Here is a 14741-nt window from a genome sequence, read left to right on the forward strand (position 1 = left end):
TTTTTATATGAATAGGATGGATTCATGGGCAGCCCGGCCCGCCTAGAAAGGATGTCTCCATGTCTGAAACCACCCTCGCTGCCGATTCGTCGGCGTTCCTCACCGTCAACAAGACCGAGCAGGCCGCCGCCTCCCGCGCGGCCCGGCAACGCAGCTGGCGCGCGCCGGATTTCATCGTGCGGTTGATCAGCCCCCTCGTGCTGCTCCTGCTTTGGGAGCTGGCCTCCCAGACCGGTCTGCTGCCGAGTCGCGTGATCGCCGCCCCGTCGCAGATTGGCGGCACGCTTTGGTCGATGATCATTTCCGGCGAACTGGGTAAACACCTGTGGGTGTCCCTGCAACGGGCGCTGCTGGGGTTGAGCATCGGTGTCAGTATCGGTGTGGTCGCGGCGCTGATCAGCGGTCTGTCGAAGAAGGGCGAGGTGATTCTGGATTCGCCGCTGCAGATGCTGCGCACCATTCCCTCCCTTGCGTTGGTGCCGTTGTTCATTCTCTGGTTTGGCATCGGCGAGTTCACCAAGGTGGCGCTCATCGTCATCGGTACCACCTTCCCGGTGTACCTCAATCTGTTCGCCGGTATCCGCAATATCGACCCCAAGCTGATCGAGGCCGCCAACACCCTGGGGCTTGGCCGTCGCGAACTGATCTGGCACGTCATCCTGCCGGGCTCGCTGCCTTCTTTTTTCGTCGGCCTGCGCTACTCCCTGGGGATTTCCTGGCTGGCCCTGGTCTTCGTCGAACAGATCAATACCACTGCGGGCATCGGCTACCTGGCCAGTGACGCCCGCGACTTCATGCGCACCGACGTCATTGTCATCTGCCTGCTGATCTACAGCGTCCTGGGCCTGGTGATCGACGGCATCATCCGCACGCTGGAGCGTTTCGCCCTGGCCTGGCGCCCGACATTCGTGAGGAATTGAACATGGCTGCTCTTGACCTTCTGCACACTGAATCACTGCCTGCAACGCCTGCGCCGGTCCAACTGCGCAACGTGGTGCGCCAGTTCGGCACACAACGGGTGATCGATGGTCTCGATCTGGATATCGCACCCGGTGAATTCGTCGCCCTGCTGGGCGCCAGCGGTTCCGGCAAGACCACCTTGCTGCGAGCGCTGGCCGGGCTGGACAGCATCGACAGCGGCCAATTGCGCGTGCCCCTGGCTCGGGCGGCGGTATTTCAGGAGCCGCGCCTGATGCCTTGGAAAAGTGCCTGGCGCAACGTGGTGCTGGGCCTGCGCATCGGTAATGCCAAGGCTCGTGCCCTGGAAGCGCTGACCGAAGTGGGCCTGGCCCATCGCCTCAACGCTTTCCCGGCCACCCTGTCCGGTGGCGAGGCCCAGCGCGTGGCACTGGCCCGTGGCCTGGTGCGTGAACCGAAACTGCTGTTGCTCGACGAACCCTTCGCCGCCCTCGACGCCCTGACCCGCATCCGCATGCATCAACTGATCATCGACCTGTGGCGCAAGCACACCCCGGCGGTGTTGCTGGTGACCCACGATGTCGACGAAGCCATTCTGCTGGCTGACCGGGTCATCGTTCTCGACCAGGGCCGGATTGCCGATCAAGTGCATATCGATCTGCCGCGCCAGCGTGACAGCGGCCAGGCCGGGTTCCAGGCCATTCGCTCGCGCCTGTTGGGCCTGCTCGGCGTACAGACTGCCGCCGCCCATGGCGTTGAACCGATCACGCCTGAAGTACAGACAGAACCTGCCCCACAACAGCTGCGACGGATTGCCAACGCTCGCTGACTACTCTCTGCCAAGGATGTGCCCTGATGCTGCTTCGCCCGGTTTTTCGCTCCATCGTTCTACTGTCTGCCGTGTTGTTTTCCCTGACTGGCTGTGGAGGTGGAGGCGATAAACCGGCCGCCAGCGCCAATCTGTCCGGGGTCAAGCTGATCCTCGGCGATCAGGCCAAGGGCCTGCGCACCATAGTCGAGGCCTCCCATGCCTTTGATGGCCTGCCTTATCAGGTGGAATGGGCCAACTTCCAGGGTGCCGCGCCGCTGTTCGAAGCTCTGCGCGCCGGCGCGGTGGACCTGGCGCCGGCAGGGGATACCCCGGTATTGGCCGCCGCCACGGGCGGCGCGCCGCTGCGGATCGTCGCGGTACGGCGCAGCCAGTCGCGCAGCATCGCCATTCTGGTACCCAAGGATTCGCCGATCCACAGCGTCGCCGACCTCAAGGGCCGCAACGTGGTGGTGTCCTCGGCCCGGGGCAGCATTTCCCAATACCTGCTCATCCGCGCCCTGGCCAATGCCGGGGTCAACGAGAATGACGTGAAGATCGGCTTTGTTCTGCCTACCGACGCCCTGTCGGCATTCAACGCGGGCAAGATCGAAGCCTGGGCGACCTTCGGCATCTATCAGGCCTTCGCCGAAGAAGCCGGTGCGCGGGTCCTGATCAGCGGCGAAGGCATCAACACCGGCCTGACCTTTATCACCGCCTCCGACGCCGTCCTCAGCGACGCCCTGCGCCGCCAGGCCCTCAACGACGTCCTGCAGCGCATGGCCAAGGCCTTCGACTGGGCCCGCAACAATCCTGATGAATACGCCAGGATCTTCGCCAAAACCAACGATATCCCCCTGCCGGTTTCACAACGCCTGCATAGCTGGGGGCTGGAAGCGCTGCTGCCGGTTGAAGAGCGGGATATCAAGGCACTGCAAGGCGTGGATGACCTGTTCGTCGAGAAAAAGATCTTCCCCCAGGCGGTTGATGTGGCGAAGTTGGTGGACAGGGAGGCGTTTGCGAAATAAGCGCGACCTGTGGGAGCGAGGGCTTGTCCGCGAAGGCCTCGACGCGGTGCATCTGACACACCGCGTCATATTCTTCGCGGGCAAGCCTCGCTCCCACAGGTTTGCGTGGTTTGGTTGGAGCCGGGCTTGCCCGCGAAGACCTCTACGCGGTGCATCTGATACACCGCGTCATATTCTTCGCGGTGCATCTGACACACCGCGTCATATTCTTCGCGGGCAAGCCTCGCTCCCACAGGTTTGGGTGGTTTCGTTGGAGCCGGGCTTGCCCGCGAAGGCCTCGACGCGGTGCATCTGACACACCGCGTCATATTCTTCGCGGGCAAGCCTCGCTCCCACAGGTTTGCGTGGTTTGGTTGGAGCCGGGCTTGCCCGCGAAGACCTCGACGCGGGGTATCTGACACACCGCGTCATATTCTTCGCGGGCAAGCCTCGCTCCCACAGGTTTGGGTGGTTTGGTTGGAGCCGGGCTTGCCCGCGAAGACCTCGACGCGGGGTATCTGACACACCGCGTCATATTCTTCGCGGGCAAGCCTCGCTCCCACAGGTTTGGGTGGTTTCGTTGGAGCCGGGCTTGCCCGCGAAGACCTCTACGCGGTGCATCTGACACACCGCGTCATATTCTTCGCGGGCAAGCCTCGCTCCCACAGGTTTGGGTGGTTTCGTTGGAGCCGGGCTTGCCCGCGAAGGCCTCGACGCGGTGCATCTGACACACCGCGTCATGCTCTTCGCGGGCAAGCCTCGCTCCCACAGGTTTGGGTGGTTTGGTTGGAGCCGGGCTTGCCCGCGAAGGCCTCGACGCGGTGCATCTGACACACCGCGTCATGCTCTTCGCGGGCAAGCCTCGCTCCCACAGGTTTGGGTGGTTTGGTTGGAGCCGGGCTTGCCCGCGAAGGTCTCGACGCGGTGCATCTGACACACCGCGTCATATTCTTCGCGGGCAAGCTTCGCTCACACAGATTTGGGTGGTTTCGTTGGAGCCGGGCTTGCCCGCGAAGGCCGCGACGCAGTGCATCTTATACACCGCGTTCGCTCCCGCAGGGCTGTCTTGGTCACCCGCTATTTCTTGTCGTAATCCACATGCAGGTCCTCATCCAGGCGATTACTCGATGAGCCGCCTTTCTGTGGCGTCTCGTCGAAGTGTTGCCATTCGGCGCTCTGGAAGCGGAACAGGCTGTCGTCGTCCGGGGCTTCGCGGTCGCCGTAGCTGTGGATCGAGTAGTGGGCGTATTCGACCTTGTCGGCCCAGTCCGATTGCAGCAGGCCGTCGGCGGCGAGGTCGCGGTACCAGTCGTTTTCCTTCTCGCTGGCCTTTTGTTTTTTGTTGTGATCGACGAAGTAGCCGATGATCCCGCCCACCACCGCCAGCACCACGCCGACCAGGAAGAACGGCCCGGTGAGGGCGGCAGCGGAACCGGCGCCGACCAGTGCTGCGGCGCCGAGTACGCCCGCCGAGGCACCGAAGGCGCCACCGGCAATCTGCAGGCCGCCTGCGGCCTTGGCCAGGGGGTCGCCGGACTCGATGCCGCTCTTGATGGTGAAGGCGCCGAGGACGATATCGGCAAAGCCGCCGACGATATCCGTGGCCGGGCCGAGAACCTTGATCACTGAACCGGCAATCTTGCCGGCCTTGCCCGCTGCCAGCTTGGCGCCACTGGCGCTGGATACCGCGTCATCCAGGCGCTGGGTGATGCCGCCGTAGACCTTGTTGGCTGCGTCGGCGTTACCGGCACCATCGCCAAGAATATCCGAGAGGTCGCCGAGCTTGGCGCCGGGTACCGAGTCCAGGGCCGTGCTGATCTTGGCCTTGGTCGCTTCCGGCAGCTCGCTGACCTTGAATTCGAACTTGTCGCCCTGCACGCCGTTTTTGCCCCAGATTTCTGGCAGGGTCTTGTCCAGGCCGAGGAAGTCGACCATGCCGCCTTTGCCCATCAGCTCGCCGATCTTGTCGCCGAGGCGGACGAAGTGGCTGCCTGAACCGGCAAAGCTGAGGAAGTCCTTGGCGATGGACAGGCGTTGCAGCGGTGTTTCACCGAGTTTGCCGCCGTCGCCGACCAGTTGGTAAATCCCCGAGAACAGGGTGACGCCCGCGCCCAGCGAGCCGAGGATGCCCTTGGTATTGAGCGCACTGAACACTTCGCCCAGGGCCCCGCGATCGGCAATCGGGATATAGGGCTTGGACAGGGCAGTCTTGAGGTCGGCCTCGCTGATGCTGCCATTGGTCTTGTAGACCTCGCCCAGTTCTTCCAGAGCCTTGGTCACGGCCGAGGATTTCTCCTTGCCCTGCATGCCTTCTTCGAGGAATTTCTCGATGACTTCCTGGGTGCGCCGCGGCATGTCTAGCAGCTCGCCCTTGAGCACGCCCTTGAGCAGGCCGAAGAGGTCTTTGGTCGCCAGTTCCTTATTCTCGTCGCTGATCTTGCTCGGGTCGCCGATCAGGTCGTTGAGGTCGCTGGTCAGGCCGTCGGCCTGGATCGACTGGGCGGCCTTGGTCGCGGCGTCCTGGTCAAACATCGACAGCGACGTCAGGGTATTGCTCAGGTCTTCCTGGGCTTCGTGGGCCTTGCCCTGGTTTTGCAGGTCCTTGAGGTAAGCCACGTATTCAGGGTTGTTGGTCAGGTCGAGGAGCTTCTGCTTGACCTCGTCTTTATTGGGGATACGGTTGATCGCATCGTCCATCTTGCCCTTGTAATCGGCCTGCACCGTGGGATCGGAGAACAGCGTGGTGATCTGCTCCTGGAGTTTGCCGCCGTCGATGATGTCGTGCATGTCGGCCGAAGACAGCTCGGTCTGCTTGTCATCGAACACCCGCCAGGTGCCGCCGAATGCGCCGGGCTCTTCTTCGTAGCCGGTCAGGCCGCGACCGTTCTGGTAGGCCGCCTGGGCTTCCAGGGCGCGGACCAGCTTGGCCCGCGGATCGTCCTTGGCGATGGAACCGTCCTTGACGCCTTCACGGTAAGTGTCCAGCAGCTCCTTAGTGGCCAATTCGCTGACGGTCAATTCCGGTGACGAGTCGTCTTTGTCGTCGGCCTTGACTCCGGTCTTGAGGTTAAGCACGTCCAGTTCGTCCGCAGGCGGCAGATCGTGTTTGCTGCGGGTGTCGTCGACGGCGCCTTCGGTGGAGGCTTCCCACTTGGCCACGACATCGTCATAGAGTTGCGGGCTGAGTTCCTTGGAGACGATCACCTTGCCTTCGTCGGTTTCATAGCGAATCAGGCCGTCGCCCAGCTCGTCCGGTGAGCCGAAGGTCATGTCCTTGTTCTTCAGGAAATCATCCGGCCCGGCCAGCTTGTAGCCTTCGGCCTCGCTGCTGTGGATCTTCGACCAGGTGTCGTTGGCGGTGGTGGCGGCCTTGAACAGCTCTGGCGCCAGGTCCTTGGACACCACCACTTTCTGCCCGTCGTGGGTTTCATAGGTCAGGGTGTTGCCTTCCTGGCCGATGGTCCAGTTGAAGTTCTTGAAGTCGTTGAGGGTCGGGATCGGCGTGTTGGCGTCGGCCAGGGTCGCGCCATTATTCAGGGCGGTATTGATATCGCCGGACTTGGCCGGGTCGGTGATGATCTCATGCAGGCCAGCGAGGTATTCGAACAGTTTTGGATTGTCGTCCTTGGCCACCACGACTTTTTCGCCGTCGCCGGTCTCATAGCGGATCAGGCCAGGGCCGACTTCGTCCACCGGGCCGACGGTGATGCCGCTGTAGGGCGGCCAGACTTCGTTGTCACCGGCACGGCGATAGCCATCGGCTTCGCTGCTGGTCAGGCCGGAAAGGCTGTCGTAAGCGCCGGTCACCTGCTGATACAGCTCGGGGTTGTCGCGCTCGGAGACCACGTATTTCTGCCCGTCCTGGGTGACATAACGGACCACCCCCGGCCCCATTTCTTCGGCCGGGCCAACCGCCTGGTAATCGCCGAGTTTTTCCGGCGCCTGCTGATCGGCACCGACCCGCACGTAGCCGTCGGCTTCGCTGGCGTTGATCCCGGACAGGGCTTTGAAGTCCGCCGACACCTGCTTGAACAGCTCGGGGTTTTCCTGCTCGGAAACGATGAACGACTTGCCGTCCTCGGTCACGTAACGGATCAGCCCTGGACCTTTCTCGTCCGGCGGGCCGATAAACTTGTAAGCCCCCAGTGTCTCTGGCGCCGTGGCATCCGGGGCGGTCAATTCATAGCCTTCGCCGACGCTGTCCTTGATGCCTTGCAGGGCCGGCTGGGCGTCGACGATCTGCTGATACAGCTTGGGATTGGTGGATTTGCTGACCATCACATGGTCGCCGTCCTCGGTGACATAGCGCACGGTATCGGCGGCCACGGTGCCCGGTTTTTCGATGGACTTGAGATCCTTCAAGGCTGGGGATTTCTCATCGGCCGTAGCCGGTCGGTACTGATCGGCTTTCTCTACGCTGCTCTTGAGCAAGGTGGTGAACAGGGTTTTCGGTATCACCGCCGCCCGGGTCAACGGTTGGGTGTCGGGCGTGTTGGTCAAGGGGCGGGTCGACATGCGATTGGACTCCTGATGTAACCATTGGGGCAGGGGCTTAGTTTGTTTTATGGCGCCGTTATTGCTGTCGGCGTCTTTATTTAATAGTGTGATGCGCTGCGCGTTTTATTGATTCGGTTTTTCACGAAAGTGCCGCAACTTGTCGGACACTATCAGTCCGACAGGGAAAAAACACATGCGGCAGCCGAGTTTTCGCAACATTTCACAACGGCGAAACAGACCTTGTGCCTACCATGCGATCCATGATTTAGAAGGGTTGTAGCGTTAATGGGTGGTGTGAAGGTCAGGTGGCATGTGTGGTTTAAGAAATAGACTAAAAGTTCAATGGCGCAGGATAAAAAAACTGGGGTGCGAAGTGTTCTTGTCTGTGTTGAAAAACTTGTTAATCCACTGTTAGCAGCCTGCGCATAAGGTTTCACAAGTTTTCACAGCATCAAGCAATTACCCCTGCCTACTATTGATCCGTGCAAAACAGCGATGTCAGCCATGCCAGGTTATTCATCGATATTCGTTGCTCGCACAATGTTTCAATGCGCTGCGCTGTGGCGTTTGAACGTTGCATACCTCCACCCCATCCCCATCAAGGAGTTCCAAAATGAGTGATGTTCCTCCAGTAAGCTCCGGCGGCGCCGATGCAGCCATCGCCAAAATGGAAGCCACTTTCAACATGGCAATCGAGAAGTCGGCAAAGATCACCGAGCTGACCACAGCCAAGAAAGCTGAGCTCGATGCAACCAAACAACGTCCGCAGAACTGATGTTGTCATGCGGGCTGCGCCATTGCGGCCCGCATATCCTGCCGCTGAGTTGGCGATGCCTGTGGACCCCTTGATGGTAATCCGCCCATGACAGCCCTTATTTCTTTGACCTCGGTGCCCCGTTCCTCGGCATCAGGCAAGAGCGCACCCGTGCTCAGCATCACTCATGGCCTGCACCAGGGCGTCAATCTGACCCTGGACAGTGCCGTCTATATTATCGGCAGCGCCTCCAGCGCCGATCTCATTCTCAGCGACGCCGGTATCGCCGAACGGCATATGGTGCTGCGCTTCGTCGATGGCCGCGTGGCCGTCGAAGCCTTGGGTGGCGACCTGATTGTCGTCGACCTGCACGGGCAGCAAATCCGCATTCCCAAAGGTAATGGCCATCGTGCCCAGCTGCCGCTGCAAATCGGCCTGGGCGATGCGCACCTGCGCCTGGACAGCAGCTCGCCCGAGCGCGCGCCCGCTGCGGCACAGGCCTCGATCTGGCGCAGCAAATTGCACTGGCTGTTGGCCGTGGTGCTGATGGTTTTGTGCGTCGGCGCCTTTGCCTTTCGCAGCGAACCGAGCGCCCCGACGGCACTGGCTGTCAGCGCCCCGCCCCGTGTGCCTCAGGTGCCGGTGAATACGCCAGCCCAGGCGCATATCTGGCTCGATCAGCAACTCTCTGCCGCCGACCTCAAGGGTATCCGGGTCAGTGAGGCGGGCAGCCAGTTGATCGCCGAAGGCGCCTACGACCCGACACAAAAACCACGCTGGATCGCCCTGCAACAGGCCTATGACCAACAGTTCGGCCAGCAGGTGCTGCTCCAGGCCAACGTCACCCAGCACAGCGAAATCGCCAAGCCGCGGGTGCGGTTCCAGGCAGTGTGGTTCGGCACCAATCCATACGTGATCAACGACAGCGGCCGCCGTCTCTACCCCGGCGCAGCCCTGGCCGACGGCTGGATGCTGGAGAGGATCGAAAATAACCAGGTGATTCTGGCCAGGGGTGAAGAGCGGTTTACGTTGACTCTGTAGCCCCTTTTGGCAGGAGCTGCCGAAGGCTGCGAATGGCCCTCACATCCCTTCGCAGCCTTCGGCAGCTCCTACGGAACGCATGATCAACTCGAATAATTGAAGGTTGCCTGATGAGAGTCGATCCGCGCCCCTTACTGCCCACACCTACCGACAAGACGGCTGCGGTCGAGAGCATTCGTCCGGTGGTTGCGCGCCAGAGTGCGCGCTTCGAGGCGGTGCTGAGCAAGCGCGAGGGCGTGGCGCGGCGCTCGTTGCGCGGCGATGTCGAGCAGGCTGGCAGCAGCGAAGGCATCAGCCCGGAGCTGTTCGGCAGCACGCGTTCACTGGAAATTCTCAACTATTTGCTGGACGAAGTCCTGCCCGGGCTGGATGCCGAGCCCGAGATCAAGACCCTGGCCGAAGACCTGATCCGCGAGGAAATCCATATGCGCCAGAGCCTGGAACAGCAGCGTGCAGAGGTGCAGGTATGAGCATCTTCTTCGGCACAGGAGCCGCGAACACCTGGCAGGGTGGGAGTGACTTCATTCGCCAAAGCGGTATTTCAGGCGACAGCGATTTATCGACTGTACTACCCCATTCGCGAATGAATTCACTCCCACAAAAAATCATTTATTTCATAGGGTTATCTATTTTTTGCTGCCACAAGGGGCTCTGCAATGACCGCGCGTGACGATCAGGACTGCATCGAGCTGCTCAAGGGCATGGGCGATCTCTATCGCCGCAGCGGTCAGGCCCAGCGTGCCCTGGTGATGCTGTTGATCGCCGTGCAAATGGCCCCCGAGGACAACACACTGCTGCGCACCCTGGCCATGACCTTTACCGACAGCGGCGATGCCGAACGCGCCCTTAATGCGCTGGACCGTCTGGCCGAGCAGGAGGGCGAATCCAGCGGCCTGTTATTGCTGCGCAGTCGGGCCCTGTGGCGCGGCGCACGCATGGAAGAGGCGCGGCAGTGCTTCAAGCGCTATCTGGCGGCGCGCAGGGTGGCGGCATGAACCTGATGAACCGGCTCAACGGCCTGGCTCGCATCGCCGCACAGCGCACCGACGTGATTATCGTCGCCTTTATGCTGATGGCCATCGTCATGATGATCATCCCTTTGCCGACTTATCTGGTCGACATGCTCATCGGCCTGAATATCGCGCTGAGCATCCTGATCCTTATCGTCGCCTTCTATATCTCCCACTCGGTGGAGTTCTCGGCGCTGCCGCCGCTGATTCTGCTCAGCACGCTGTTTCGCCTGTCCCTGTCCATCACCACCACGCGCCTGATCCTGCTCGACGGCAATGCCGGGCATATCGTCAAGGCCTTCGGTGACTTCGTGATCGCCGGGCAGGTAGTCGTCGGCCTGGTGGTGTTCCTGATCATCACCGTGGCGCAGTTCGTGGTGATCACCAAGGGCGCCGAGCGGGTCGCGGAAGTGGCGGCACGTTTCACTCTGGACGCCATGCCCGGCAAGCAGATGAGCATCGACAACGACCTGCGCAACGGCGATATCGATCAGCCGGAAGCGCGGCGTCGGCGTTCGCGGCTGGAGCGGGAAAGCCAGATGTTCGGCGCGATGGACGGCGCCATGAAATTCGTCAAGGGCGATGCCATCGCCGGTCTGGTGATCCTCGCGGTCAACCTGCTCGGCGGCATGCTGATCGGCATGATCGAGCGGGACATGCCCTTCGGTGTGGCGGTGCACACCTACTCGCTGTTGACGGTCGGCGACGGCCTGATCGCACAGATTCCGGCGCTGCTGATTTCCGTGGCGGCGGGCACCGTGGTGACCCGGGTCAACAGCGATAACACCGAAGGCAACCTCGGCACCGAGATCCTGGCCCAACTGGGCGCCAGCCACCGCGCTCTGAGCCTGACTGCGCTGATCCTGCTGGGTGTCGCCCTGCTGCCGGGCTTCCCGGCGCTGGTGTTTATCGGCCTGGCGGCGATCCTCGGTGCCTCGGCGTTTTTCATGTGGCGGCGGCAGAGGGTGCAACCGCTGCAAGCCGTGGTGGAAGAGGCGCCGGGCGAGGTGCACGAATACGAAACGGTCGAATCGGCACCGCTGCTGATCAAGCCTCTGGACTGCCGCCTGCTGCTGATTCTCGGGCCGGGCCTGGCCGCATCGGCACCGGAGCAGCCTCTGCGCCAACGCATCGAAGCCCTGTGCCACGAGATTCGCGGCGACCTGGGTATCGAGGTGCCCGAGGCCGAGATCTATACCGAGCGCAAGGCCGCAGCCCAGCGTTTTGTTATCGAGTTGGAAGGCGTGCCAGTCTGCGAAGGCGAGCTACCGGTGGATTGCCTGTTGCTCAAGGACGACCCGGTGCACGCGCAGTTGCTGGATATCCCGGCGCTGGAAGCCGACTCACCCCTGAGCCAGCGGCCGGGGCAGTGGATCGAAAGGCATCATCAAGCGCGCCTGGAAGAGGCCGGGGTCGGCTTTCTGTTCCCCGACGAAATCCTGCGTGCCGTGCTCGAACGTACCTTGCGCCGCTATGCCGCCGATTTCCTTGGTATTCAGGAGACCCGTGCGCTGCTCGAGCGCATGGAGGGCAGCTACGGCGAACTGGTCAAGGAAGTGTTGCGCAGCGTGCCTTTGCAACGGGTGGCCGAAGCCTTGCGTTGCCTGGTCGCTGAAGGTGTGTCGATCCGCAATCAGCGTGCGTTGCTCGAAGCCATGGTTGAGTGGGGCGGCCGCGAAGCGGATGCCGCACGCCTGGCCGAACACTTGCGCGCAGCTCTGGCACGGCAGATCAGTCATCAGTATGCCGATCGCAATCGGGTGATCAGCGCCTTCGTCCTGGCGCCCGCTCTGGAAGAACAACTGCGCTCCAGCCTGCGCCGTCAGGACGGCAGCCGCGACTCAATCCCGGAACAGACCAGCCGCGCCGTGCTCGTGCAGCTGCGGCATATCTGCGAGCGCTTGCCCGATGACCGCCGCACCGTACTGCTGGCTCACCCGGAACTGCGCCGCGCCCTGCGTCGCCTGATCGTGCGCGGCGAGATCGAGCTGGCGGTGCTGTCGTTCCGCGAGCTGGCGGGGGAATACAACCTGCAGGCCGTTGGCACCGTCAGCCTCAGTGATGCACCGCAGCGTTCCGCTACTCCGACTCCTTCTTCTCTGGCGAATGCTTCATGACCTGTTTTTCCCCCGCGCGCGTCATCCGTTATCTGGGTCTGCTGGCGACTTTTTTGCCGTTGCTGGCCGTTGCCCAGGACATCGCCAAAGGCAGTAATGCCACGCTGGATCTGGCCTCCGGCGAGGGACGCATTCTGCATTTCAAGGCGCCGGTAGAGTCAGTACTGGTGGCCGAGCCTGGGGTCGCCGACCTGCAAGTGGTGTCCCCCGGCGTGATTTATATCTTCGGCAAGGCGCCGGGCCAGACCAGCCTGATCGCCCTGGGCAGTGACGGCCAGCAGGTCGCCTCGCTGAATCTGGCGGTAAACAGCAGCAGTCAGGGCGTCAGCCGCCCACTCAAGGATCTGCACCCGGACAGCAGCGCCCATATCAGCGCCGCCGGGAATCGTCTGGTGGCCAAGGGCACGGTGCAGGATGTCGGCGAAGCCACCGATCTCAATGCCTTGCTCAGCGTGCAGGGGCAGGGCATGCAACCGGCCCTGAACAGCACCGAATACAGCGGCTCGGCCCAGGTCAACATCCGCGTGCGCTTTGCCGAAGTCTCGCGCTCGGAGCTGCTGCGCTACGGGGTGAACTGGAATGCCCTGTTCAATAACGGCACCTTCTCGTTCGGCCTGCTGACCGGTGGTGCCCTGGCGGCCGATGCCGCCAGCGGTGCGTCCAACGTGGTGAGCGCCGGGCTGGCCTCGGGCAACCTGAATATCGATGCGATGCTCGAAGCCCTGCAAAGCAACGGCATCCTGGAAATCCTCGCCGAACCCAATATCACCGCCATGACCGGCCAGACCGCCAGCTTCCTCGCCGGTGGCGAAGTCGCCGTGCCGGTGCCGGTCAATCGCGACCTGGTGGGCATCGAATACAAGTCCTACGGGGTTTCGCTGCTGTTCAGCCCGACCCTGTTGCCCAACGGTCGCATCGCCCTGCAAGTGCGTCCGGAAGTCAGCAGCCTGATGGGCAGCAATACGGTCAACGTCAATGGCTACCTGGTGCCGTCGTTCCGCGTGCGCCGCGCCGATACCCGGGTGGAAGTGGGCAGCGGCCAGACCTTCGCCATTGCCGGGCTATTCCAGCGCGAAAGCAGTCAGGACGTGGAAAAGGTGCCGATGCTCGGTGACATGCCGATCCTCGGCAACCTGTTCCGCTCCAAGCGCTTCCAGCGCAACGAAACCGAACTGGTGATCCTGATCACGCCGTACTTGGTGCAGCCGGTACGTGGCCGCACCCTGGCCACGCCGCTGGATCCGCTGCCCGGCGCCGCGACCACCACGGCCTCGGCCGGACCGCGCCAGGGCGGCCGGTTCGGCTTCTATATGAATTGATCACGGAGCGACCATGAAGCCCTTAGTCCTGCCACTCCTGATCCTGCTGCTGGCTGGTTGCAAGAACCATCTGGAGCCTGCGTCCTACTCGCCGGACTACCAACGCCTGGTTGGTGCTGATGGCCGGGTCGAACTGCTGCCGGTGGAATGCCTGAAGCCGCCTGCCGAAGATGTCTTTGATACCGATGAGGACTACGTGCCGCTGCTGGCACCGGGTTGCGCCAACAATCTCACGCTGCTGCAGATGGTCGAGCAGCGCGGCGATCTGTTCCAGGGCCGTGCCACCGGGCCGACCATGGCCGCGCCAGTGGGCCGGGCGGCCCAGGTGTATATCGACGGCTATGACCGTGAAGAATTGCGTCGGCGCAAGGACGAACAAGAGTCCCGCGCCGACAAGCAGGAAAAGCAATGAAGGCCTTAGTGAGCGTCCACCAGACCCAGTTCCCGGGCCTGCACGGCCGGGTCGGCGATGGCCTTGATGCGCCTTGCTTCGATCAGCAGGGTCTGACGCTCGGTGGCGGGGATGTCTTCCAGGGTCATGCCGGCGACGTCCTGCTCGCGTCCGGCCAGCACGGTGATCAGCAGCTCGTTGCGCTGATGCCGGGGTTGCGCACGGGGCGACTGGGCGACGCTGTGAATGGTGTCCAGAGCCTGCTGCGCCTGCCCGCCGAGGGCGTAGGCCAGGGCCAGGTTGCAGCGGCTGTCGAGGTCGTTGGGGGCAAGGGCGACGCTCTTGCTGAAGGCACTTTGCGCGGCCGGGGCCTGGCCACGCAGGATCTCGGCGATGCCCAGGCGGTTCCAGGCATCGGCGCGATTGCCCGTATTGGCAGCCTGGGTCAGGGCGGTGACGGCGCGGTCCAGTTTGCCCAGGCGCACTTGAGTGGTACCCAGACCGAGCAGGGCATCGACGTCACCGGGCTTGAGTTCCAAGGCCTGCTGGTAAGCCCGCTCGGCACCCCGGGCATCGCCGCTGGCCAGACGCGTCTCACCCAGTTTCAGCCAGGCCTCGACATGGCTGCCCGGCTGCTGCGTGGCCTTCTCGTACAGCGACGCGGCCGTGGTTGCATCGCCGCGTTTCTGCAGATCACCGGCCAGGCTCATGAAGCGTGCATAGCTGTCATCGGTCGGTGGCTGGCTGGCGCAGGAAGCGAGCAGGGCGGTGGCGATCAGCAACGGCAAGCGGTTGAACATAAACAGGTCTCGGCCGGACAACGGGATGGTCATCTTAGCGATTTAGTCGGCAATAGCGACCGTTATGTACACCAGGATT

At 62.5% G+C, this 14741-nt stretch carries 12 protein-coding genes; 10 read left to right on the top strand and 2 right to left on the bottom strand.

Annotation, left to right across the window (positions count from 1 at the left end; genetic code table 11):
- The first annotated feature begins 59 nt into the window (after positions 1–59).
- The 3 genes from AC1Z24_RS08015 to AC1Z24_RS08025 are packed head-to-tail and all read left to right on the top strand — an operon-like array spanning position 60 to position 2754.
- Positions 60–920 carry an ABC transporter permease gene (locus AC1Z24_RS08015; protein WP_483745207.1) on the top strand — a complete coding sequence of 287 codons (861 nt, stop codon included), beginning with the start codon at positions 60–62 and terminating at the stop codon, positions 918–920.
- A gap of 2 nt (positions 921–922) precedes the next feature.
- Positions 923–1747, top strand: coding sequence for an ABC transporter ATP-binding protein (locus AC1Z24_RS08020; protein ID WP_483745208.1), 825 nt, complete (start codon positions 923–925; stop codon positions 1745–1747).
- A 26-nt stretch (positions 1748–1773) separates the two neighbouring features.
- Entirely contained in the window at positions 1774–2754 is a 981-nt protein-coding gene (locus tag AC1Z24_RS08025) for an ABC transporter substrate-binding protein (protein ID WP_483745209.1), read from the top strand.
- A gap of 1056 nt (positions 2755–3810) precedes the next feature.
- Here AC1Z24_RS08025 and AC1Z24_RS08030 read toward each other — a convergent pair.
- Positions 3811–7248, bottom strand: a complete 3438-nt coding sequence (locus AC1Z24_RS08030; RefSeq protein WP_483745210.1) for a hypothetical protein — start codon at positions 7246–7248, stop codon at positions 3811–3813.
- Between the two features lie 595 nt (positions 7249–7843).
- On the opposite strand from AC1Z24_RS08030, the gene AC1Z24_RS08035 reads away from it, so the two are divergent.
- The 7 genes from AC1Z24_RS08035 (at position 7844) to AC1Z24_RS08065 (ending at position 13883) form a co-directional block, all read left to right on the top strand.
- A complete protein-coding gene (locus tag AC1Z24_RS08035) occupies positions 7844–8005 on the top strand; it encodes a hypothetical protein (RefSeq protein ID WP_259099503.1) in 162 nt (53 codons plus the stop codon).
- Positions 8006–8155: 150 nt separating this feature from the next.
- Positions 8156–9025: a SctD/MshK family protein gene (locus tag AC1Z24_RS08040; RefSeq protein WP_483745211.1), complete on the top strand. Its 870-nt coding sequence runs from the start codon at positions 8156–8158 to the stop codon at positions 9023–9025.
- Positions 9026–9135: 110 nt separating this feature from the next.
- Positions 9136–9495 (top strand): hypothetical protein, encoded by a 360-nt coding sequence (locus AC1Z24_RS08045; RefSeq protein WP_483745212.1) that lies wholly within the window; start codon positions 9136–9138, stop codon positions 9493–9495.
- Positions 9496–9681: 186 nt separating this feature from the next.
- On the top strand, positions 9682–10020 hold the full coding sequence (gene sctY, locus AC1Z24_RS08050; RefSeq protein WP_483745213.1) for a type III secretion apparatus assembly chaperone SctY: 339 nt from the start codon (positions 9682–9684) through the stop codon (positions 10018–10020).
- On the top strand, positions 10017–12152 hold the full coding sequence (gene sctV, locus AC1Z24_RS08055; RefSeq protein WP_483745214.1) for a type III secretion system export apparatus subunit SctV: 2136 nt from the start codon (positions 10017–10019) through the stop codon (positions 12150–12152). The genes sctY and sctV overlap by 4 nt, the downstream gene beginning before the upstream one ends.
- Complete coding sequence (locus tag AC1Z24_RS08060; RefSeq protein ID WP_483745215.1) at positions 12149–13471, top strand: type II and III secretion system protein family protein; 1323 nt, start codon at positions 12149–12151, stop codon at positions 13469–13471. Before sctV ends, AC1Z24_RS08060 begins: the two co-directional genes overlap by 4 nt.
- A gap of 13 nt (positions 13472–13484) precedes the next feature.
- A complete protein-coding gene (locus tag AC1Z24_RS08065) occupies positions 13485–13883 on the top strand; it encodes a hypothetical protein (RefSeq protein WP_483745216.1) in 399 nt (132 codons plus the stop codon).
- 5 nt (positions 13884–13888) lie between these two features.
- Here the strand turns inward: AC1Z24_RS08065 and AC1Z24_RS08070 are convergent, their stop codons facing one another.
- Positions 13889–14662: a tetratricopeptide repeat protein gene (locus AC1Z24_RS08070; protein WP_483745217.1), complete on the bottom strand. Its 774-nt coding sequence runs from the start codon at positions 14660–14662 to the stop codon at positions 13889–13891.
- Between the last annotated feature and the right edge of the window lie 79 nt (positions 14663–14741).

It is taken from the genome of Pseudomonas sp. JL23 (assembly GCF_056933585.1).

Bases quoted from the DNA above. Each gene is read 5' to 3' on its own strand.
- AC1Z24_RS08015 (WP_483745207.1), top strand. From the start codon at position 60: ATGTCTGAAACCACCCTCGCTGCCGATTCGTCGGCGTTCCTCACCGTC.
- AC1Z24_RS08020 (WP_483745208.1), top strand. From the start codon at position 923: ATGGCTGCTCTTGACCTTCTGCACACTGAATCACTGCCTGCAACGCCT.
- AC1Z24_RS08025 (WP_483745209.1), top strand. From the start codon at position 1,774: ATGCTGCTTCGCCCGGTTTTTCGCTCCATCGTTCTACTGTCTGCCGTG.
- AC1Z24_RS08030 (WP_483745210.1), bottom strand. From the start codon at position 7,248: ATGTCGACCCGCCCCTTGACCAACACGCCCGACACCCAACCGTTGACC.
- AC1Z24_RS08035 (WP_259099503.1), top strand. From the start codon at position 7,844: ATGAGTGATGTTCCTCCAGTAAGCTCCGGCGGCGCCGATGCAGCCATC.
- AC1Z24_RS08045 (WP_483745212.1), top strand. From the start codon at position 9,136: ATGAGAGTCGATCCGCGCCCCTTACTGCCCACACCTACCGACAAGACG.
- sctY (WP_483745213.1), top strand. From the start codon at position 9,682: ATGACCGCGCGTGACGATCAGGACTGCATCGAGCTGCTCAAGGGCATG.
- sctV (WP_483745214.1), top strand. From the start codon at position 10,017: ATGAACCTGATGAACCGGCTCAACGGCCTGGCTCGCATCGCCGCACAG.
- AC1Z24_RS08060 (WP_483745215.1), top strand. From the start codon at position 12,149: ATGACCTGTTTTTCCCCCGCGCGCGTCATCCGTTATCTGGGTCTGCTG.
- AC1Z24_RS08065 (WP_483745216.1), top strand. From the start codon at position 13,485: ATGAAGCCCTTAGTCCTGCCACTCCTGATCCTGCTGCTGGCTGGTTGC.
- AC1Z24_RS08070 (WP_483745217.1), bottom strand. From the start codon at position 14,662: ATGTTCAACCGCTTGCCGTTGCTGATCGCCACCGCCCTGCTCGCTTCC.